19 protein-coding genes are annotated in these 22,256 nt (G+C 45.0%); 8 read left to right on the forward strand and 11 right to left on the reverse strand.

The genetic code is table 11. The features are described 5' to 3' along the window. The first annotated feature begins 195 nt into the window (after positions 1 to 195). A complete protein-coding gene (locus MHH63_RS16155) occupies positions 196 to 387 on the forward strand; it encodes a DUF6199 family natural product biosynthesis protein (RefSeq protein ID WP_076130567.1) in 192 nt (63 codons plus the stop codon). 1 nt (position 388) lies between these two features. On the opposite strand, the gene MHH63_RS16160 is transcribed toward MHH63_RS16155, so the two are convergent. Beyond that, on the reverse strand, positions 389 to 1,981 hold the full coding sequence (locus MHH63_RS16160; RefSeq protein WP_341171786.1) for a helix-turn-helix domain-containing protein: 1,593 nt from the start codon (positions 1,979 to 1,981) through the stop codon (positions 389 to 391). 121 nt (positions 1,982 to 2,102) lie between these two features. Next, on the reverse strand, positions 2,103 to 3,125 hold the full coding sequence (locus MHH63_RS16165) for an ABC transporter substrate-binding protein (RefSeq protein ID WP_339190625.1): 1,023 nt from the start codon (positions 3,123 to 3,125) through the stop codon (positions 2,103 to 2,105). Between the two features lie 288 nt (positions 3,126 to 3,413). Between MHH63_RS16165 and MHH63_RS16170 the strand changes: the two genes are divergently transcribed. Both MHH63_RS16170 and MHH63_RS16175 read left to right on the forward strand, forming a co-directional pair. Beyond that, positions 3,414 to 4,469, forward strand: coding sequence for a LacI family DNA-binding transcriptional regulator (locus MHH63_RS16170; RefSeq protein ID WP_036685989.1), 1,056 nt, complete (start codon positions 3,414 to 3,416; stop codon positions 4,467 to 4,469). Positions 4,470 to 4,645: 176 nt separating this feature from the next. Then, entirely contained in the window at positions 4,646 to 7,081 is a 2,436-nt protein-coding gene (locus MHH63_RS16175; RefSeq protein ID WP_036685988.1) for a GH36-type glycosyl hydrolase domain-containing protein, read from the forward strand. Positions 7,082 to 7,181: 100 nt separating this feature from the next. Here MHH63_RS16175 and MHH63_RS16180 read toward each other — a convergent pair whose 3' ends face one another. The 4 genes from MHH63_RS16180 to MHH63_RS16195 form a co-directional block, all read right to left on the reverse strand. Next, positions 7,182 to 7,490, reverse strand: a complete 309-nt coding sequence (locus MHH63_RS16180; RefSeq protein WP_076130570.1) for a hypothetical protein — start codon at positions 7,488 to 7,490, stop codon at positions 7,182 to 7,184. A 104-nt stretch (positions 7,491 to 7,594) separates the two neighbouring features. Further along, complete coding sequence (locus MHH63_RS16185) at positions 7,595 to 8,230, reverse strand: pyridoxamine 5'-phosphate oxidase family protein (protein ID WP_076212728.1); 636 nt, start codon at positions 8,228 to 8,230, stop codon at positions 7,595 to 7,597. Between the two features lie 18 nt (positions 8,231 to 8,248). Continuing rightward, a complete protein-coding gene (locus MHH63_RS16190; RefSeq protein ID WP_341171787.1) occupies positions 8,249 to 8,818 on the reverse strand; it encodes an HIT family protein in 570 nt (189 codons plus the stop codon). A gap of 90 nt (positions 8,819 to 8,908) precedes the next feature. Continuing rightward, on the reverse strand, positions 8,909 to 10,876 hold the full coding sequence (locus tag MHH63_RS16195; protein ID WP_445321759.1) for a glycoside hydrolase family 127 protein: 1,968 nt from the start codon (positions 10,874 to 10,876) through the stop codon (positions 8,909 to 8,911). A gap of 162 nt (positions 10,877 to 11,038) precedes the next feature. On the opposite strand from MHH63_RS16195, the gene MHH63_RS16200 reads away from it, so the two are divergent. Next, positions 11,039 to 11,905, forward strand: coding sequence for a helix-turn-helix transcriptional regulator (locus MHH63_RS16200; protein WP_076280856.1), 867 nt, complete (start codon positions 11,039 to 11,041; stop codon positions 11,903 to 11,905). 97 nt (positions 11,906 to 12,002) lie between these two features. On the opposite strand, the gene MHH63_RS16205 is transcribed toward MHH63_RS16200, so the two are convergent. Next, on the reverse strand, positions 12,003 to 12,338 hold the full coding sequence (locus tag MHH63_RS16205; RefSeq protein ID WP_341171789.1) for a hypothetical protein: 336 nt from the start codon (positions 12,336 to 12,338) through the stop codon (positions 12,003 to 12,005). A gap of 1,852 nt (positions 12,339 to 14,190) precedes the next feature. On the opposite strand from MHH63_RS16205, the gene MHH63_RS16210 reads away from it, so the two are divergent. The 4 genes from MHH63_RS16210 to MHH63_RS16225 all read left to right on the forward strand — a co-directional run bounded on the left by MHH63_RS16210 (position 14,191) and on the right by MHH63_RS16225 (position 17,516). Then, complete coding sequence (locus MHH63_RS16210) at positions 14,191 to 14,793, forward strand: YitT family protein (protein WP_038570150.1); 603 nt, start codon at positions 14,191 to 14,193, stop codon at positions 14,791 to 14,793. An 81-nt stretch (positions 14,794 to 14,874) separates the two neighbouring features. Next, complete coding sequence (locus MHH63_RS16215; protein WP_076189810.1) at positions 14,875 to 16,137, forward strand: DNA polymerase IV; 1,263 nt, start codon at positions 14,875 to 14,877, stop codon at positions 16,135 to 16,137. Positions 16,138 to 16,294: 157 nt separating this feature from the next. Further along, positions 16,295 to 17,059: a threonine/serine exporter family protein gene (locus MHH63_RS16220; RefSeq protein WP_076129956.1), complete on the forward strand. Its 765-nt coding sequence runs from the start codon at positions 16,295 to 16,297 to the stop codon at positions 17,057 to 17,059. A gap of 28 nt (positions 17,060 to 17,087) precedes the next feature. Then, positions 17,088 to 17,516 carry a threonine/serine exporter family protein gene (locus MHH63_RS16225; RefSeq protein ID WP_036685970.1) on the forward strand — a complete coding sequence of 143 codons (429 nt, stop codon included), beginning with the start codon at positions 17,088 to 17,090 and terminating at the stop codon, positions 17,514 to 17,516. Positions 17,517 to 17,624: 108 nt separating this feature from the next. On the opposite strand, the gene MHH63_RS16230 is transcribed toward MHH63_RS16225, so the two are convergent. The 4 genes from MHH63_RS16230 to MHH63_RS16245 form a co-directional block, all read right to left on the reverse strand. After that, complete coding sequence (locus MHH63_RS16230) at positions 17,625 to 18,509, reverse strand: DegV family protein (protein WP_076189809.1); 885 nt, start codon at positions 18,507 to 18,509, stop codon at positions 17,625 to 17,627. Positions 18,510 to 19,037: 528 nt separating this feature from the next. After that, a complete protein-coding gene (locus MHH63_RS16235) occupies positions 19,038 to 19,499 on the reverse strand; it encodes a DIP1984 family protein (RefSeq protein ID WP_339248039.1) in 462 nt (153 codons plus the stop codon). A 2-nt stretch (positions 19,500 to 19,501) separates the two neighbouring features. Continuing rightward, positions 19,502 to 20,026, reverse strand: a complete 525-nt coding sequence (locus MHH63_RS16240) for a GNAT family N-acetyltransferase (protein ID WP_341144172.1) — start codon at positions 20,024 to 20,026, stop codon at positions 19,502 to 19,504. 2 nt (positions 20,027 to 20,028) lie between these two features. Next, complete coding sequence (locus tag MHH63_RS16245; protein WP_341144171.1) at positions 20,029 to 22,047, reverse strand: Na+/H+ antiporter; 2,019 nt, start codon at positions 22,045 to 22,047, stop codon at positions 20,029 to 20,031. Positions 22,048 to 22,256 lie beyond the last annotated feature (209 nt).

Consider the following 22,256-nt stretch of genomic DNA (forward strand, 5'->3'; position numbering starts at 1 on the left):
TAAACACAACAAGCACGCCTCTAAACATTCACCTTCGATAACACAGCCTTAAATAGTGCCGCAAAAATACCCCAACCACCTGTCAAGGTGGCTAGGGTATCCCCCGCCTAAAAATAAATATATGGAAGCTCGCTTGTTAGTTAGGGAACGCCCCGTATAGTCTGGCGTATACATTAGATAAAGGAGTGATAAATCATGGGCTTTTTTATATTCCTCTTTGTACTGTTAGCATTGCTTAATATCTTCTTTCCTCATTTGGGATGGTACATGCGCTATGGCTGGATGATGAAAGGTGATGTAGAGCCCAGTGATGCCTATTTATTAATGACTCGCATCAGCAGTATAGTGGCACTTATTATCCTCTTTTTTATCTGGACTAGTTTCTGATTTACCCTAACGCTCTTAGCACATCTTCAATCTTGCGCTGATGCGACAATACCCCATAATTCATCCAGGCCATAAAATCCACCTCATATACACAGCGATTACGAACAGCGGGCAGATTGCGCCAAAGCGGTGTATCCAACAGCTCCCGTCCTTCTCCTTCCTGTCGATCAAAGGTAATGAACAAATGATCTGCAGTGAGGCTCGCAAGCTCTTCTCTTGTTAGGCTCACCCGCTTCTGTCCACGAGTCAACTTCGGAACCAAGGCATGGGGCTGCAAACCTAAATCATGATGGAGTACGCTACCTGTATAACCCAATTGCCCGCATCCGTAGAGATTGATTCCGTAGGAAGATATTCTAAGGCATGCTACAGTCTGCCCTTGGACAGAACGGTTTAGCTCTCGTCTAGCTTGCTGCGCCCGATGCTCATAATTGCCGATCACTTCCTGGACACGATCCGTTCTGCCAAAGACGGCTGCTGCGGAAAATAACGTGGCCCGCCAATCCTCTTGATGAAAAGGCAGCTTGAACAACGGAGCAATTTGGCTGCACTCATCCAGGTGCCAACGCTGAAAGCCATCATCCAGCAGGATCAGTTCGGGCATGTACTGGGAGAGCTCCTGCCAATCGCCAGTCGAAATATCAACCGCAGGCACATCGAGGAGGGACAGATACTCTTGCTTCCCCCACTGAGCGTGAGAATATTGCGCCACTGGTGTAATATCCAGAGCCAGCAGGTAGTCTTCCAGAAAAGGAGCGAACACCCGCAGCCCTTCCTGATGGAAGCTTCTGTATTGGCCGGGCGTAACGCCCACCGATCTTTTGAAACGCCGGTTAAAATAATACTCATTGCTATACCCTACAGATAACGCGATATCATGCATACGGTCATTCGTAAGCAGCAACTGCTGCTGCGCCCTTTCAATACGAAGTCCGTTCAAATGCTCTAAGGGAATCCGCCCTGTCACTTCTTTAAAAATCTGTGTGTAGCGTGCACGTGTAATGCCTGCCACTTCAGCTAATTGATCGACGGTTATGGCGTGATTGTAGTGTTCCTGCATATAGCGGATGGAACGCTGTACCGCCTCATGGGCTCCTTTCATCTGGATGACAGAGGAATTTGCCCGCATGATCAGCAGCAGTAACTCTTGAAAGCGGGTATGGCCTGCGAACCATTCAATCTCTTCCGTACTTCTGCGACTATGATAGATAGCCTCCAGCAGTAATGCACATTGTGAAAAAGGTCTGCAGCTTAGCGGGCCGGACTGGAGAATTCCTTCTTTAGTCCCCTTTTCCATTCCACTCTGCCTGCTTCCCCCCGTTTCGATGACTTCAAACGTAAGCCTATAGAAGCTAAGTCCTCGCTCCTCGGCATTGATTTTGCTTATTAGCCCAGGTTCGAACAAGAACCCGACACCTTTTTCCAGAGGAAAACGCTTCTCCTCGGCTTCTAACCATCCCTGTCCTTCCGATACAATGATCAGGGTATGATTTTGAAACACTAAGGTCTGTCCGTTCACCGATAAGGATTGGGCTTCTATGTTAATCAAATAGAATAGCCTCTTTTTATTGCTGTCTTGTAAATCTTCTGCCATTCTAGCGCCCTCCAATTGAGAACCATTTTCATTCACTTTACTATAGTTTAGAATAAAAAAGAAGGTCTATCAACTATGCTGATAGACCTTCTTTATGCTATTCCTTACGACGGCTGCCGTTTTATTTCACCATAGCTTTCAGCAAGTCATCAAGCTTCATCGAATTGGCTGTGATGGCACCAGTCTGCCAGTGGGAACGTTCCATTCTATAAACATTCCCGTTCTTCACCGCCGGCAAGCTCTTCCACAACGGGCCATCAAGGATTTGAGTCGCTTCCTGATTCCCTTCAGTATCCCAGCCCCCGTTGTCAGGGAACACAATGATATGATCCGCTTCGAGCTGAGGGATAAGCTCTTCGGAGATAATAGATTGATATTCGGTCATTTCTGCCGCCATAGGCACAGGTGTCAGGCCAAATTGAGAATAAATTACACCGGTGAAACGGTTTTTAACACCGAATAGAGCAAAGGTTTTATCCGCTACGTTGAGCCGGATCACTGCTACTTTTTCCTGACCTAGGGCCTGTTGCAGCTTAGCTTTCCCCTCTGCCACTTTCTGATCGTACGCTGCAAGGACAGATTCCGCCTTCTCCGGAATACCGAGCGCATCTGCAATAGCCGTAAGCACTTGTCTTGAGTCTTGCAACACCGCCTCAGGTAGACGATAGGTTGGTGCTATCTTGGAATATTGTTCATATTTCGCCGCATCCGCACCTCCATCCACAATAATCAAGTCAGGGTCTTTTTCCAACAACACTTCCATACTACCGGTAATATCAAATTCTGGTACATCAAGATTTAAATAATCCTGTTTGCCCCAGCTTGGATGATACCACTGCACCACCGGGGTAATGCCCAATGCCTTCAAATAATCTTCAACATAGATCCCGGCTACCCGTTGCGGTTTAACTGGAATTTCAACATCCCCGAATTCCCCGGCAATCGTCCGAGTTGCACCCTCTTCTGCGGCATTTCCATTTCCTTCAGTTGGTGCGCTAGTGCTCGCTGAGGTAGATTCCTCTGCATTCTGTGTCTTAGCAACGTTTTCTTTCGCAGTATTGTTATTCGTTCCGCATGCTGCCAGCGCAGTTATTGCCATTATAAGTACCGCTGCCCATAAAAACTTCTGACCCCATCTTGCCATTGATCCCTTCACTCCTATGCTTTATTGTCATTGATTATCATTCTCAATAACCTTTATCACAATAGTAGCATGACTTTCATAGCTTTCAATGCACTTTCTCCGCAAAAAACTTATACAAACTATTTCTAGTTGTTCTGCTCTATCATTATTCGGTAGGATTCTTCTTCTATTAAAAATATGTCATCCTTTATTAATTTAATCGCAAAATTTCTTATTTTACGATTGATTTATACGATGCTTTCGCTTACAATAAACTCATAAACGCGCGTTTATGAAAAGAGGGGAAACATGCGCAGCGAAGATATTGCTAAGTTGGCCGGGGTTTCCCGAAGTACGGTATCCCGCGTGATCAACAACTATTCCAATGTTCCTGAAGAAACCCGGGCCAAAGTGCTGCGGGTGATTGAGCAACATCAGTACGAACCGAACAGCTTTGCACGGGCTCTGGCCGGTAAGAAAACCGATACCATCGGATTGTTCGCCATCAGTATGAACGAGAAAGAGAACACTACCCGAATTTATCAGAACAATTACTTTGCACCATTCGTCGATGCCGTAGTCGACACGTCGAATGCCCGCGGATGTTACGTTCTGATTCATACGGTATACTCTCCGGACGATTTTCTGAAGGTAAAACAAGCTTTTCTGCAAAAACGGATTGACGGTGGTATAATTGTCGGCACTCAGAAGGATATTAATATCGTCCGCGAAATGGTGGGACTCGATTCTCCGCTAGTACTGATTGATTATGATATCTCAGAGATTATGTCGGAGCATCTTGACCGCAATCATTTGGCCATTGTGAATTCCAAAGATTACGAGGGCACCACAGAAGTGATTGAACATTTAATCTCCTTAGGCCATCAAGAGATCGGCATCATCTGTGGGCAAATGAATACGTACTCTGGTCGAGAACGCTACACGGCCTATGAGGACACGCTGAAAAAACATGGTCTGCCTATGAATGAAAAGTTTATTCTTAAGGGTGATTTTCTGAAAGAGACGGCTTATGAAGAGGTCAAGAAGCTGCTTGCTTCTGGTGAACCTTTGCCGACTGCCTTTTTCTCTTCCAACGATGACATGGCTATTTCAGCGATGGAAGCGTTCTCCGAACATGGAATCATTGTCCCTGAGGATATCTCCATTGCGGGTTTCGATGACATTCAGCTGGCATCCCGTATTCAGCCTAAGCTGACCTCTGTACGCTTGCCGATTTATGAAATGTCCAAGGCTGCAGTGGAAAAAGTAATCGAGCTGTGTGATTCACAGCAGCCGACTTTCAGCACGATCAGCTTTCCAGCTCGTTTAGTGGAGAGAGATTCCTGTCAACCGCCGAAGAAGTAGCACAGATTCATCATTCACTGAAGAATACATATTTTTCTGTGGAGCTGCTATCATTGGGTCTCGAAATCACTGCCTAATACTATCTTTTAGAAACAACGGAAAGAATCCCTTCCCTCGAGGGAATTTTTCCTGAAACTTATAAACGCGCGTTCACAATCGAAAGGAGACTTTCTCACATGAAATTCGGTACCTTTGACGACACTCGTAAAGAGTATGTAATTAACACACCAAAAACACCTTACCCTTGGATTAACTACCTTGGTAATGAACAATTTTTCGGACTTATTTCTAATACTGCTGGTGGCTATACCTTCTATAGAGACGCTCGTCTCAGAAGATTGACCCGTTACCGTTACAACAATATCCCAATGGATGCTGGCGGCCGTTACTACTATCTTTATGATGATGGTGATTTCTGGACTCCAGGCTGGATGCCAGTAAAACGTGATCTGGACTTCTACGAATGCCGTCACGGTCTTGGCTACACCTCCATTACTGGTGAACGCAACGGTATCTCTGTAAACCAGCTTGCTTTTGTACCTATGGGTCATAACGCTGAAGTACATCGTCTTGTAGTGAAAAACACGGGTTCCGCGAAGAAATCCGTTAAACTGTTCTCTTTTGCAGAGTTCTGTCTTTGGAATGCACAAGATGATATGACTAACTTCCAACGCAATCTCAGCACTGGTGAGGTTGAAGTGAAGGGTTCTGTTATCTATCACAAAACAGAATACCGTGAGCGCAGAAACCACTACGCTTTCTACTCTGTTAACAAAGAAATCGCCGGCTTTGATACTGACCGCGAAGCTTTCGTAGGGATGTACAATGGTCTGGAAAGCCCGCAAGCTGTTGCTGCAGGTGAACCAACTAACTCGGTAGCGAGCGGCTGGTCCCCTATCGGATCGCACGCCCTGAACATTACTCTGGAGCCGGGCGAAGAGCAAAGCTTCATCTTTGTCCTTGGTTACATTGAAAACCCAGAAGAAGACAAATGGGAATCTCTGAACGTAATCAACAAAAAACCAGCAGAGGCTATGATCGAGCAATTTGCTACAGACGCTCAAGTGGATGCTGCTTTGGCTGCACTGGCTGCACACTGGGATAACCTGTTGTCCAAATATCAAATCCAAAGTGGCGACGACAAGTTGAACCGTATGGTTAACATCTGGAATCCATATCAATGTATGGTTACCTTCAACATGTCCCGTTCCGCTTCTTACTTTGAATCCGGTATTGGCCGTGGTATGGGCTTCCGCGATTCTAACCAAGACTTGCTCGGATTTGTACACCAAATTCCTGAACGTGCTAAAGAACGTATTCTCGATATCGCCGCTACACAATTTGAAGACGGCAGTGCCTATCACCAATACCAGCCGCTTACCAAAAAAGGTAACAATGAAGTCGGTACCGGCTTTAATGATGACCCGCTTTGGTTGATCCTCGGCACAGCTGCTTACATCAAAGAAACTGGCGACACATCGATTCTTGATGAGCAGGTTCCTTTTGACAGCAATCCGGATAACACAGCTACTCTGTTTGAGCACTTGAAACGCTCCTTCGAGCATGTAACTAACAATCTCGGACCTCACGGCTTGCCGCTGATTGGTCGTGCAGACTGGAATGACTGCTTGAACCTGAACTGCTTCTCTACAGAGCCGGGCGAATCTTTCCAAACTACTGCCAACATCGAAGGCCGCGTAGCGGAATCCGTATTTATCGCGGGTCTGTTCGTCTTCGTTGGACCGGACTATGCAGAAATCTGCCGGATGCGCGGACTTAATGATGTAGCTACGGATGCAGAAGCTAAGATTGACAACATGCGTGAAATCACACTGACTCACGGTTTCGATGGTGACTGGTTCCTGCGCGCTTATGACCACTATGGCGACAAGATCGGTTCCAAAGAAAACGAAGAAGGTAAAATCTTCATCGAACCACAAGGTATCTGTGTTATGGCCGGTATCGGTGTGGAAGATGGTCAAGCTGAAAAAGCTCTGACTTCCGTGCAAGAGCATTTGGATACTAAATACGGTATCGTATTGCAACAGCCACCATATTCCAAGTACTATCTGAACCTGGGTGAAATTTCTACGTACCCTCCGGGCTACAAAGAAAATGCTGGTATTTTCTGCCATAATAACCCTTGGATCATGATCGCTGAAACTGTACTTGGACATGGCGACAGAGCGTTTGAAATTTACGCTAAAATTGCTCCTGCTTACTTGGAGGACATCAGCGAAATTCACCGTACTGAACCTTATGTATACTCGCAAATGATCGCAGGTAAAGATGCCGTTCGCCACGGGGAAGCTAAAAACTCCTGGTTAACTGGTACTGCGGCTTGGAACTATGTAGCGATTACACAATCTATCCTTGGTATTCAAGCGGACTTCAATGGTCTGAAGATCGATCCTTGTATTCCTACAGAGTGGGACAGCTTTGAAATCACCCGTGTCTTCCGTGGAGATACTTATGTGATTCAAATCAAGAACCCGAACCATGTATCCAAAGGTGTAGCTAGTCTTACCTTGGATGGCGCAGCTGTAGAAGGTAACATCATCACTCCAGTTGGAGACGGTGCTGTACACCAAGTAGTTGTAGAACTGGGTTAATACAAAAAAAATCCGCTCACCGTTCGTTTGAACGATTGAGCGGATCGGATCTAAAATTAACAGTAGATGCCCCCTGAAGGATTCAGGGGGCATCTTTTTTTTACCCTTCCACAATATCTGCTCTTAAATCACTCGCAACCTCAAGCATTCTAGGAATCACGGCTTCATTGGCGCCAGAAACATAAATATCGCCCTGATAATGTCTAAATGGGATTGTTGTATCACCATAGCTCCACATAAAGAAATCTCCCTCAATGGACATGGTAGTGGCACCTGTTACTGTAAAAACTGATGTATAGGTGAAATCAGGTTTGGATGCGAAATATTGCTTACACTCTTCTAAAGATAGGGTTGTTGCTGAATCTCCAGCATTCTGCATTGCTCTTGTCATCCGATAACGTTTACTCATTGTGATGCCTCCATTATTATCTGTAAAATGATCAGTTGCCTTATCCAGATCAAATATAGCATACAATGAAGGGCAAATCCCATTCCATTTCTAAGTCGAAAATGTTAATATAGCCGTTTTTCATAGCTTTCTTTTAGTGATTTTGAGATATCCTCTGGAGTAACTCCAAGTTTACGGGCATGCTGCGCCAGTATTTTTGATGGATTAGGCAAGACTTCTTTCGCAAGCCAATGATCGTCATCCCACAAATGTGACCGCTTAAAGGCTTTTGCACAATGCATATAACATTCTTCAACTTCCACGCCAATTCCAATGATCGGGACTTTACCATGCGCTTCCATAGGTTTCAATATATCTTCATCCTTAACTATACTCGCGTGCCCATTTATTCTTAATGTTTCTTCAAGTCCGGGGATGATGAATATCAAACCGACTTTTGGGTTCTCAAGTATATTTCGCAAAGAATCAAACCGTCTATTCCCAGGGCGTTCAGGGATCACTAAATGTTTATCATCCAACACGTGAACAAAACCTTCTGCGTCCCCGCGCGGAGAGACATCACAAGCACCGGACGAACCGCTTGTAGCCATAAAAAGCATTGGAGATTTTGAGATATAATCACGGCAATGATGATCTATAACAGTTATGGTTTTGTTGTTAACCAATTCGCTTGGGTACCCAAATAAAGACCTCAGCTCTTCTTCTGACTCTATAACTTTTTCGAAAAAGTTTGACTTCATACTTCTCCCTCCCTCAACTTAATAAGCCCCAATGTTCTTATTTTTGCTCAAATATCCGCTTAATAATTGGGCGAAATTTTTTCTTGTTGATTCATCCGATAACTTCCCATAAGTGCCATACAGATTATCCCCATGATATCTTGGAAACACATGTAAATGATAATGCCATACATCTTGGCTGCCATCCGGCTCATTATGTTGTCTAGAAGAAACGCCATCACATTTATAAACTTCTTTAAGACCTTTAGCAATTTCAATTTCCAGCTCATGTATCCGGTTTGAGATCTCAACCTCCAATGTGTAAATATTCTCGATATGCTGATTAGGGATGATTAAAACATGCCCTTCATTATTCGGATACCAATGAGAAGCAATTAAAGCCGTTATGTAATGATCTTTATAAATAATATCCGCTTGCTTAGAATGCACATCTTCATTTTCAATGCCCGAAACCAACAAACAAAAGGGACAAGTATAACCCTCTGGAGCATGATTATAAATATAGCCCGCCTCCACTGTTATAGGATTTAAGAATATTTCTATGTTTCTTCTAATTTCGCCATTTTGCGTGTGTTCTCCTTTTTGCAAAAAGAAAAGGACAGACTGTAAATTACAGCTGTCCCCTTAGAAAATACTGATAAAACACAGTCATTCCCGAGATCAATGTCTACCTATAACTTAAACGCTGGCTTCCGGAATCCATACCTTCATTTCACCACTGCCACGATTTCCCCATAAGTAATACGGAACCGCCTTAACCTTTACGGTTTGAACTGGTGCTTTGACTCTGCTGTAAAGCTCACCACTCCAGCCCTCTTTATCTACACGTAGCCCCTCTACCTCGACAACAACAGCGCCGCCGAGCAATGTCTCATCAAAAGCCGCAGTAAGTTCACTGCCTTCTGTTAAAGAAATCGAGCTTAACGGCTCACCATTATCGATACTTTCAAGACAATACACAAGAGGTCCACGCTGAATCGTTACTTTTTGAGCATCAGCACGCAAACTTGGATGTGCGTAGATACGATGTGCCTCCATAGGGTCATGCACTTCGATTACATCTCCTGCTCTCCACAGTCTCCGGATAACGAGGTATCCCTGCTCGATGTTCTCAGCAGTATTCATTGCTTCACCGTTGACTCTGATCTCCATTCCTTGGCTCCATGATGGAATCCGTAAGGCAATCCCAAACTCTGCTTCCGCTGCGGGATTAATCTTCAACGAGACTTTACCTTCCCATGGATAGTTACTCTCTTGCTGAATCGCAATATCTGTTCCACCCAGCTTTGTTGTCAGCTCACTGCCAATATACAAATTCGTATAGAGCGTATCACCATGGATCGTATAGATATATTGATTAAGCGAAGTCAGCAGACGCGCCACATTCGGAGGACAGCAAGCGCAGCCAAACCAACCTTGGCGCTCGGACTTCACATGATGTTTATCTGGATTGCAGCTGCATGCCTTAGGCCATACTTCTAGTGGATTCACATAAAAATAGTGCTTACCATCCTGTGCCATTGAACCCAACACATTGTTATAAAGCGCCCGCTCCATCACGTCGGCATAACGTGCATCCGGCGATATTCTCAGCATTCGCTGTGCAAAAAAGATCAACCCAATAGATGCACAAGTCTCTGCGTACACCGAATCGTTAGGCAGATCATAATCGAAGGTGAAAGCCTCACCTCGATGCGTAGATCCGATCCCGCCAGTAATGTACATTTGCTTAGTAGTGATGTTATTCCACAGTCTCTCGCATGCTTCGCGAAGGGTGTCATCTCCCGTAAGTGCGGCTAGATCAGCCATAGCAGTATACATATAAACCGCACGCACAGCGTGTCCTACAGCCACTTCCTGTTCTCTTACCGGAAGATGACTTTGGTAATATTTTAAATCTAAATTCTCCTTCTGACCTGTGAAAAAATTGATACTCCCCAGACTATCCCATTGTTGCTTTAAGAAATTCGGCTGTTGACCTCGCTCATTAATAAAAAAGCTGCTGAGCTTCAAATACCGCTCCTCACCTGTGAGCCGATACAGCTTCACGAGCGCAAGCTCAATCTCCTGATGGCCATCATATCCCCGCATTTTGCCTTCTTCCGGTCCAAACACAGAATCGATATGATCAACCATTCGGCACATGATGTCGAGCAGTTTTCTTTTGCCTGTAGCCTCGTAATAAGAAACGGCTGCCTCAATGAAATGCCCAGCACAGTACAGCTCGTGGCAATCGTTCAGATTAGTCCAGCGTTTGCCGGGTTCTTTTATCGTAAAATAAGTATTTAAGTACCCGTCTTCCTGCTGCGCTTCTCCAACGAGGTCAATCACTTCATCCGCTTGACGCTCCAGCTCAGGGTCACGTTTGATGCTTAAGGAATAGCCTACGGCCTCCAGCCACTTGGCTACATCACTGTCTTGAAATACCCAGCCGTAAAATTCACCGTTCTTCCGGCCCGCAGCAATCTCAAAGTTAGCAATGGCATGACTGGGCTCAGCTCCCGCTGCTTTATCGTGCAATGCCTCGTATTGATACGGGATTACAACATCCTGAACCAGCTTTATATAACTTCCCCAGAAATCATCTTTAATGCTAACGGATTGATCTTTTACAACTTGCTGATCCTGGATCGTTTTATTCATCATCATCTTCCCCTTAGCCTTATTTTATACTCGCTAATTACAATTATAGAGCGTACAATAGATAAAAAATATAATCAGAAGCAACCCCTTTTTTGTACTATTTCACACTCCTAATTCCAAGGACAATTTGAGCTCGGACTACGATAAAAAGAGAGGTAGAACACAGTGAGTCCTTCCTATGTACATTTCGCAGCGCCGCCTTTTCCATATTTTCTGGAATGCAATCACACTGTTTATCAACCCGGAGAGCAGCATCCAAATAGAAGCCATATCGGCTTATTTGATCTGATTATTGTAGAGCAAGGTTGCCTATTTATCGGTGAAGAGCATAATCAATGGGAGGTTGCGGCTGGGCATACGCTGCTTCTGCTGCCTGACCGCTATCATTATTCCGTTAAGTGTTGCGAGGAGCTGACTTCGTTTATCTGGATTCATTTTCATACCCTCGCAGATTGGTCAAGCTCTGATGGCGAGCCCGTGTATATCAACCGAGAGACACATTTCCGGCAGTTTCTTACTCATCCATATACCATTCGCATCCCGCAGTTTGGTCCCCTTCCTGATCCCTTTAAACGGAGTGGACAAGCTGAGAAGCTTTTACAGCTGTCCACTGGAAGACGTTCCAGTGCAGTTTGGGAGCAGCAAAGGATTTTTGAAGAAATGCTGCGGATGATGGATCTGGCGCAGCATGATACTTCAGAAAGTCATGCGGTAGAGATCGCCGAGAGGACAGAGACTTATATCCGCAATCATTATGCGGAGCCTCTCTCCAATGCCTCTCTGGCGGATGCGCTGCATTTTCATTATAACTACCTTGCCCGCTGCATGAAACGCGTATATGGACTGACTCCGATGGAGTATTTAACGGATTACCGTTTGGAACAGGCCAAGCTGCTTCTGCTTAAAACAGAGATGCCTATAGCTGCGATCGCAGAACGTATCGGTTTCGAGAGCACCGCCTACTTCTCGCGTCGCTTTACTCAGCAGATCGGAATCTCTCCGCTTCGCTTCCGCAAGCGGTATTCCCGATAACGGCAAAAACAGCATGCCTCATAATTGGAGGCGTGCTGTTTTCGTTGTTAATGCGATGCGCTGCTGTAGCTTTCTTGTGTGCTGCTGGCTTACGTGATCAACTATGGATTAATTGGACGCGAGATGCGAGATGCGAGTTGCGAGTTGCGAGTTGCTCCTCTAGCTCGGAGAAACTTAAGTAACTATTATGATGGAGCAGTACTCCGCTTGGCACATTTATTGTGTACCCGTGATCCGTCCTAAATCCTTCTGCTGCTTCTTGCTCCTTGCTCCTTGCTTCTTGCTCCTTGCTCCTTGCTTCTTGCTTCTTGCTCCTTGCTCCTTGCTTCTTGCTTCTTGCTTCTTGCTTCTTGCTTCTTGCTTCTTGCTTCTTGCTTCTTGCTTCTTGCTTCTTGCTTCTTGCTTCTTGCTTCTTGCTTCTTGCTTCTTGCAATAATTTTACCAGTTTACCTTCCTAGGCGTGGCGCACTCATACTTACCATAGATCAACGCTGATTATGCGGCTCGACCCTCTAAAGCTTATCAACAAGTAACTCTCTGTATAGCCATCACACTACTCTCTGTATCCCCCGGAGATGCGTCTGCTTAATCATCCATTCATAGCATTCCCCGTTGCGGACCGGATTGCAGCTATTTGTGATTTTCGATCCATTTTGCAGCAGTTTCGGACTGCATAGCTCTTATTGCTCATAATTTGCTCCAAATCGGACTACATTTGTGGGAATAGCTGCAACTGCGTCCGATAGTGTGACAAAACGAGCGAAATCATGGAAATAAGGGCAACTGAGTCCGAACAGTTGCTAAAAAGAACACCGCCTGCCGAATTTGATCCTAATCGTGCTGCCCATTGTTTAAACTAGCTGTCTGGGGCTCAACCTAGCTACTCTGCGAGAAATTAGTACCTGTTGTTCAAACTAGCCGCCTACGTCTCGAAATCAGCTACCTTTTGCTCGATCTTGATCGTATCGGACCGTATTGCAGCTATTTCAGCATATGGGTTCATTTTGCGAAGGTTTCGGACTGTATAGTTCTTATTACCCTTGATTTGCGCAGAAAAAGAGCACATTTGAGCGAATAGCTGCAACTGCGTCCGATAGTGTGACAAAACGAGCGGAATCATGGAAATAAGAGCAACTGAGTCCGAACAGTTGCTGAAAAGAACGCCGCCTGCCAAATTTGCTCCTAAACGTGCTAGCCATTGTTTAAACTAGCTGTCTGGGGCTCAACCTAGCTGTCTAATTCTCGAAATCAGCTACCTTTTGCTCGATCTTGATCGTATCGGACCCTATTGCACCTATTTGTGATTTTCGGCCCATTTTTCGGAAATTTCGGACTGTATAGCTCTTATTGCTCATAATTTGCTCGCAATCGGACCACATTTGTGGGAATAGCTGCAACTGCGTCCGATAGTGTGACAAAACGAGCGGAATCATGGAAATAAGAGCAACTGAGTCCGAACAGTTGCTGAAAAGAACGCCGCCTGCCAAATTTGCTCCTAAACGTGCTAGCCATTGTTAAACTAACTGTCTGGGGCTCAACCTAGCTACACTGTGCGGAATAGCTACCTATAGCTCGACCTATCTATACCGTGTGCGGAATTAGCTACCTATGGCTCAACCTAGCTACACTGTGCAGAATTAGCTACCTATAGCTCAACCTATCTACTCCGTGTGCGTAATTAGCTACCTATGGCTTAATCTAGCTACTCCGTGCGCAGAATTTGTTACCTGTTGCACAACCTAGCTGTCTACGTCTCGAAATCAGCTACCTTTTGCTCGATCTTGATCGTAACGGACCCTTTTACACCTATTTGTGATTTTCGGCCCATTTTGCGGCAGTTTCGGACTGTATAGCTCTTATTGCTCATAATTTGCTCGCAATCGGACCACATTTGTGGGAATAGCTGCAACTGGGTCCGTTAGCTCGAAAAAATACCTTGTATCTGCCTAATAGCGGCTCCTGGGTCCGCATGGAGGCTGGGCGGTGAGTTACTCAAATCTATTGAACGTTGCGGACCCTATTGCACCTATTTATGATTTTCGGCCCATTTTTCGGAAATTTCGGACTGTATAGCTCTTATTGCTCATAATTTGCTCGCAATCGGACCACATTTGTGGGAATAGCTGCAACTGGGTCCGTTAGCTCGAAAAAATACCTTGTATCTGCCTAATAGCGGCTCCTGGGTCCGCATGATTAGGCCCGAAATCAGTTTTTTTGCTTCAATGCAATTTTTTGGAAGTGACAAGCATATTTATAAGACATGCCTTTAATGTGGAGATGTTAATATGCAGTCATTATTAAGATACGCGATCATCCTGATCGGAAGCTTGCTCATTGCAGCAGCAACTAATTTTTTTCTAGTCCCATATAAAATCCTAGATGGGGGAATAATAGGAATAGCCCTCATCATCAATTATTTATCCGATGCCAAAATCGGTATAGCTGTCCTTCTCTGCAGCTTTCCGATTTTCCTGTTAGCCTGGCTGAAGGAACGCGATATCTTTTTCAATAGTGTATTAGGTTTATTGACCTCATCGTTTCTGATTGAGCTTCTCGGTCCTTTGCAGTACCACTTTCTGTATTATTTTGAGTTCGGCTCCATTTCCAGCGCCATTATTGGCGGTTTTTTAATGGGAACGGGTCTTGGGCTTATGCTGCGGTTCAAAGCCAGTACAGGCGGAACGGATCTGCTTGCTCAATATATCAAAAGGTATCTCCCGCTTAACCTTGGACTCATCATTTTTTTGACAGATTTTATAATTATCGGCGCGGGGGGACTCCTGATTTCCAAAGAAACCTTCTTCCACTCCATCCTCACGATTATCGCTGGGGGTGTGGCCACAGGTCTCTGCACCTTGGAGACTGAAGAGAAATGGAAAAAAATATGAATATACACGATCATATGTTCGTATTATAATAATAAGAAAATCATCTACCGTATCTCTACCTCACCTGGAGAGTGTGAATCTATGAATAAAGAGCGTGTTATTTTGTTATCCGATTGTCAGAGCTTTTACGCCTCCGTGGAGAAGGCCTCTAATCCGCAATATAGCAACAAACCGCTTATTGTCGCCGGAGATCCGGCTAGACGAAGCGGGATTGTACTTGCCGCTTGTCCGTTAGCCAAATCTTTTGGCATTACTACCGCTGAGACTTTGAAGGAAGCACTCGCGAAATGCCCCGAAGTAATCGTCGTCAGACCACATATGCAGCAATATATCGATGTTTCCTCCCAAATCACGGACATTCTACGCAAATTCAGTGACCTCGTAGAACCTTATTCCATCGATGAGCAGTTTATTGATATCACCGGCAGCCTCAGCTTATTCGGAAGCCCAAGACAGATCGCTACGACCATTCAGGACTTAATCCGCAGAAATACAGGTGTGCGCGCACGTATCGGTATAGGTTATTCCAAGGTTACCGCCAAAATGGCTTGCGACCTGTGGGCCAAGAAGAACCCGGAGGGTCTATTTACCCTCACTCAGGAAGAGCTTCCAGATGTACTTTGGCCACTGCCCATTAGTGAGTTGTTTATGGTAGGCCGCCGCATGTCCGCGCACTTCCAGAGCATGGGCCTCACAACGATTGGCCATTTGGCACAGATGCCGCTAAGCGAGCTGAAATGGCGCATGCGGGAGAAATTCCATAAAAAATGCGATATCGATGCCGAGCTATATTGGCGAATTGCCAATGGCATCGACGATAGCCCTGTAAGTCCCGCTACCTATGAAGTAGCACCCAAGAGCGTCGGGCACCAAATGACACTGCCACGGGATTACTATACACTGCAAGAGATCAAGACCATCATTTTGGAGCTGTCAGAGCTGGTGTGCAGGCGCAGCCGCAAACTGAAGGTGCATGGTGCAGTCGTGTCTGTTGGCTGCCAAGGCGCCAGCTTTGATGACCCCAGCGGCTTCTCGAGACAGACTACGATGAGCGATCCTACGAATGCAACCCAGCTGGTATACGAGGCCGCCCTCGCTCTTTTCAAACAGCATTGGGAAGGTCAGCCTGTGCGCCGAATTCATCTAAGCCTGTCCAATCTGTCTGACGAAAGCCAATATCAGCTAACCTTATTTGAGTCGCGCCCCCGCTACCGCGAGCTCGAACGGGCCACTGATGCGCTGAAGAATAAATACGGGGAATCGATCATCGGACGCGCCGCATCGTTCACAGATGCCGGACAACTTAAGGACAGATCCGGAAAGATTGGCGGGCACTATAAATAAACAGTGCATCTTTATACATTTTATTTCTGAAACTATATTAAAATATATCCCATATCGTTTATAATGCTATATTGAGGTTGTTATTTTCACACAATGAAGCGACAATCATAAGTATATACACATAGATATGTAACATTCCAGGGGAGGACCGGAGAAGTTGGAAAGCACGAGCAACACTAACACTACCTATTATGAAATCGTTGATCTCTGTCTTCTTGCTGGCAAGATCATGCTGCAAAACGGTGCAGAAACCTACAGAGTAGAAGATACAATGACACGTATGGCTGCTTCTCTCGGTTTTCCAGGGGCACACAGTTATGTGACGCCAACCGTTATTATGTTCACCACCAATAGAACGGAGCCCGTTAAGTTATATCGGATTGCCGAGCGGACAACAGATCTGCAGAAAGTCTCGGAGGTTAATGATATCTCGCGGCGTCTGAACGAGCGTCAGATTACAGCCGAGGAAGCTCGGACACGATTAGGAGAGGTCGATGATGCCGCACATGCGTATCCGGTATGGCTGCAAATCATAGCAGCGGCGCTTACCGGCGCTTGCTTCACCGTTATGTTTAAGGGCAGCTTGTGGGATGCTCTCCCCGCATTGCCGATTTCCGGGTTAGGTTTTGCTGCGGTTATCTACCTGCATCGTCTTGTGCAGACTAGATTTTTTGCAGAGTTCTCTGCTTCCTTCCTGATCGGACTTCTAGCCTTCTATTCTGTAAAGCTGGGCATAGGTCAAGAAATGGACAAAATCATCATCGGCTCCGTGATGCCTCTAGTACCCGGTCTACTCATTACTAATGCCGTTCGTGATCTGATGGCTGGTCATCTGGTCTCAGGCATATCCAAAGGAGCAGATGCCTTTCTAACTGCTTTTGCGATCGGTACAGGCATTGGGCTTGTACTATCACTATTTTAATTTTCCATGTGAAAGAGGTTAGCCCTTCATGATTTTGCAACTTATAACCAGTTTTATCGCCGCGGCAACCTTCTGTATTTTATTTAATGCGCCTAAGCGCGCTCTACTGCAGTGTGGTTTTGCTGGAATGGTAGGCTGGATGGTGTATGTAATCCTTGATGTAGAGTGTGGGCCTGTTGTTGCTACGTTTGCGGCTACTGTAGTGGTGGGCATCGTCAGCCAGTTGTTTGCCCGATCCTTCAAAATGCCGGTTATTATTTTTAGTGTAGGCGGTATTATCCCACTTGTTCCGGGTGGCCTTGCTTACGATGCTATGCGTAGATTTGTGGAAGAGAACTATAATCTGGCTGTAGAAATCGCTGTTCGGGCATTAATGCTCTCTGGCGCAATTGCGGCTGGACTGGTACTGAGTGAAGTTATCGGACAAATGTTCCGCCGTCGTGCAAGCAAAGCATAACCTTCTTACAACGTCATCTCATAGATTCAAAAAAAGAAATCGTCTCTTGGTATAATGAGGATCATCCATCCCTCTTCCAAGAAGCGATTTCTTTGTTTACTGTCCTATCTACACAAGTACTGCTACAGGTTCAACCTCCGAATAAATACTATTGATCCGGTTATTTTTAATCCAAGAAAGTCCTACGGTACCTTCACCCGCATGAACAGCCACGGCAGGAATGTATGTCATAATCTCCGTACGTAAATCAGGCGCCATTTCTTTGATGTCTTCTTCTAGCTTCAGCGCCATTTCTAAATTATTGGAATGCATGATGCACACATCGCTAACAAGTCCACAATCCTGTTTAAAGATATCTAACAGCGCCTGCTTTGTCTTCTTCATCGTGCGGATTTTTTCCACAACAATGACCTTCCCCTCGTCAAAACGCAGCAGCAAATTTATCCGCAATAATTGACTAAGCACTACCTGTGTGCCAGAAACACGCCCACTGCGGTGAAGCTGGGACAAGCTTGCAGGAATTAAGTAGAAGGACATATTTTGAATGATATTCTCTATCTTTTCTTTAATCTCTAGGCCAGTAAAGCCCATCTTGTGCCAATGAATACCTCGCGTGATCATTTCCCGAATCGGATAAGCGCCAACCTTGGAATCAATTCCAATAACATTAGCTTCCGCTATTTCAGCACCTTGCATGGAAGCATTGTATGTTCCGCTAAGCCCTGTCGAAAGATGCACCGCGATAATCTCATCATATTCTTCCTTCAACCGTTCGTATAACTCGATAAACTCACCGATTGGCGGCTGTGAGCTGCCTACTTGATCATGCTGACGCATTTTCTCATAGAACTCATCGATCGTAATATCTATATTTTCTTTATAACACTCGTTGTTAATAATCAGACGTAAAGGAACAATATACACATGGTTGTTCTTGGCGAATTCAGGATCGATTGTACATGTACTGTCGGTTACCCAGGCAATTGATTTCATGGTCACTTGTCACTTCTCTCTTTCATGAAAGGAATAGTAGAATGTTTGAAGAGACAAGGGCCACTAAACCTTCTCGGCCAATGAATCACTCTCTCATCCTGTACAATCAACATACGAATAGATCAGCGGTTTAGGAAGTCCTCGTGCGTATTCGTAAATTATACAAGATAACGAGCGATAAGATAGGCAAAACAGGCCGATAATGCAAATTTTATTCAACTTTTTTCAACTTTATTCGACATTATTTCACATTATGTATGACGAATATACCTATCCTAATAGAGCCAGTTCATGTTATGTAAAAGCCTAACCACAGCAAAAATATCCCCGTCCCCACCCTCACCTTTCTTACATAAATCAGCGCTTGGTAGTTACATTAATAGGTACTCTTTACAGTTGTTACAGTACGGGGCTAAGTTATGATTGGTCAGATATGGCCCGGCATCTGTCAATTTGTCCAACTTTTCCTGTTGGCGGGTTGCACTCGCCTTTATGAAGATCAGTTACCTTCTGCTGTGATAAAGCTTATTACGGTGTGATTAAGGCTACCGTCCAGTTTTTCTCCTGAATTTTAAAATCCAACTCCCGATATGACTTAGACAGCTCATCAATCTGCTTCTGAATCTGGGCGACATCTACCGTTCTCTGGAAACGAACCTCAGAGCGGCTATACCGATCCTGAGTGATCGAAGCTTGCTCAAGCAAATCGCTAAACAGCTTCCGCAGCTGAAGCATTTTATCCCGTTCGGCTAGGGCATCGGCAATACTCCAATTCTCATTGAAGGCAACAGATGAATTCGTTCGATTAATCGCTCGAATCAAAATCGTCTGCTCGTTAACAGCTATTTCTAGCTCATGCAAAAGAGCCTCCGGCTGCTCTGCCGGATCTTCCCCCTCCTGCACCTTAACGACCCGATCGAGCCGCTGCTTTAGCTGCGCGATTTTACGGGTAAGATCACTTCGGTTCACTAATGCTTCCGCAAGTTTCATCTTTAAGTTCCCCCTAAGATTTTCTGATAGCTGGCGATATCCAGTCTTCGACCAAATTTACAGCCAATCTCCTTGAAGTAGGCACATTGTTCATATCCATTCTTTGAGAAAAGCTGGCGACTGCGTTCATTCTCTGCGCAAACGGTAGCTACTAACACATGGAAATCCAGTTCGGCAGCTCTCTTTTCAATAAAACGTAAGGCATGCTGTCCTATTCTTTTACCCACACAAGCCGGTTTCAAATACACACTGATCTCCCCAGAGCTATCATAAGCCGGCTTACTCTTATGTCTAGCAATCAGAACATAGCCCTGAATAACATTATCCCAGGATAATATAACGTATGATTTGAACCGCGGATCATCATTCATCACTGATTGCCGCATTTCGTCCAAACTTAAAGGCTCGGTATGAAAAGAAACCGTAGTGTTCAGCACGTAATAGTTATAAATATCGAGTACATCCGACAGATGCTCTTCGCGAATTTCAGTGAATAACAAGCTTTCTCCCATTACTTTGTTCAACACAGCTAATCCTCCCAAATGGATGTTTCCAAATGATCGACGAACTTGCGTAATTTACCGGCTAGCTTGCGGTTAATAGTTCCATCCTGGTACATTTGCTGCACCTTATCCCGTTGCTCCTGAATAGCTTTCAGTTTCAATTCAAGCTTTTGATCATCAACGAGACCATCCTTTGTCCAGCCTTGACCCTGCTCGAAGCGTGAGATTAGTTGCTCATAACTGCATGCAACCTTCTCTACTGCTTTTCGGTTGTTCTCATTCATACTTGCATTAACAGCAGCTATTGCTGCGCGGGACATAGAAATCTTAGCTTTTCTTGCACATTCAGCCTGTTGCAGCATTTGTTGGCTAGCTTCCCGTTCGTTTTGTCCTGAGAACATCCCCGCAAATAGCCTTCTAATCTCTGTAAGGGATAATCTAATTTGAGAGTTGAGACTTCTGGCTAAGAAAACTTCACTATGATCCAAGAATTCTTCCATTTTCTGAGCCACTGAGGCAGGAATCTCATTGTTAGTAAGCAATCGGGTCAGCTCTTTGCGTTCAGCATGCAAGCCCACTATCCTTGCTTCAACCCCAAGCCGACGGAGTTCCTCAAATGCCGGATCGTTCGCTTGATCCTCGCGGTTCAGACTATAAACCTTTTCTCTAAATTCACTCAAAGCTGGCTGTGCGGAATCCTTGCTCTCCTCCGTCATCATACTTTGAAGCAGCGTTATCCCGGCAGCAACGACCTTAGATTTGGCCGCCTGTTCAACCTCAGTGTCCCCTGGTTCGGCAACCGGCTCTTCTTTACCTGCGAGAATTGGTAAAAAGATACTAGCGATCAGCAGTGACATCAGAATCACACCCGCAGCGATAAAGATAATTAGATCACGTTCAGGAAAAGGTGAGCCATCTCCTAACACAAAAGGAATCGAAAAGGCACCGGCTAAAGTAACCGCGCCTCGCACCCCTGAAATGGTCAGGATTAGCATGGACTTTATAGACGATTTTTCCATTTTTTGCAGGCCGGCGCCAGCCAGGGAAAATACATATACCCATATAAAACGCAGCACAAAAAGCAGTAACGTTATCGCTAATACATAACCAATCACCATAAGATTGTCCACCGCTGTATCCCGGTAGATCACTTCAATAACATCTGGAATCGACAATCCGAGAATAAGGAAGACCAAGCCATTCAAGATGTAGAGCAGCACAGACCATGTGCTGGCGGATACCAGCTGTAGCTTATACTGTGGCGAGACCGCACGGTCCTTCTCGACCGCATGAATTATCCCCGCTGCAACCACAGCTAAAATGCCGGATACCCCTATTTCTTCACTGATCAGATACACAATGAAAGGAGTCAGGATTTGCAGCAGCACATGTACTGTGATGTCCTCCATCCCCAGTCTGCGGATAAATACACTGAACCGAATCAGGAGGAACGCGAGTATTGCTCCGACAATTAGCCCACCTAAAGCGATAATCACAAAGCTAATGGAGGCTTTCGGCAAAGAAAATATGCCTGTAACAGCTGCTGCAATAGCGAAGTTAAACGCAACAAGGCCAGAGGCATCATTCATCAATGATTCGCCCTCTAGAATACGATGAATACTCTTGGGAAGATGTACTCTCCCAGCGATTGCGCTTACCGCCACAGCATCTGTCGGCGATAAAATCGCTGCCAGCGCAAAAGCAGCTGCGAGTGGAATGGTGGGGATCATCCAGTTAATGGAATATCCAGCGATAAGCACTGTAGCAAATACCAAGCCTAGTGCCAGCATTAAGATTGGAGCCCGCAGGTTCCATAACTCATTTCTTGGTGTTCGCTTTCCGTCATTGAACAAAAGCGGAGCAATAAATAACACGAAAAACAACTCTGGCTCCAGTGACATATGTATTCCCAAAGGCAATAGTACGACCACTACACCCAAGCCAATTTGTATTAAGGGTATCGGCACGAAGGGAATGAATCGGTTTATGATGTTGGATATTGCGATAAGCCCAAGTAGGACGAGTACAACTAGAAATGTCTCCAAACCACATCAACTCCCTTTTTTATATTTGATTATTATATCGCAAAGCTTTAGGCAAGGGCAAAATCTAGCAAAAGATTCTTAACATTAAAATCCCCTACAAATTCCACAAAAAATCCATCAGATACATATTGACATAAATATTTATTTGTGTTATAATTAAATATTTATCTATTGTTTTTATTTTCAGTTTTGAGTAATATATGCATTAG

This window comes from Paenibacillus sp. FSL H3-0310 (assembly GCF_038002785.1).
In the GTDB taxonomy this organism is placed as follows: Bacteria; Bacillota; Bacilli; order Paenibacillales; family Paenibacillaceae; genus Paenibacillus_AQ; species Paenibacillus_AQ odorifer.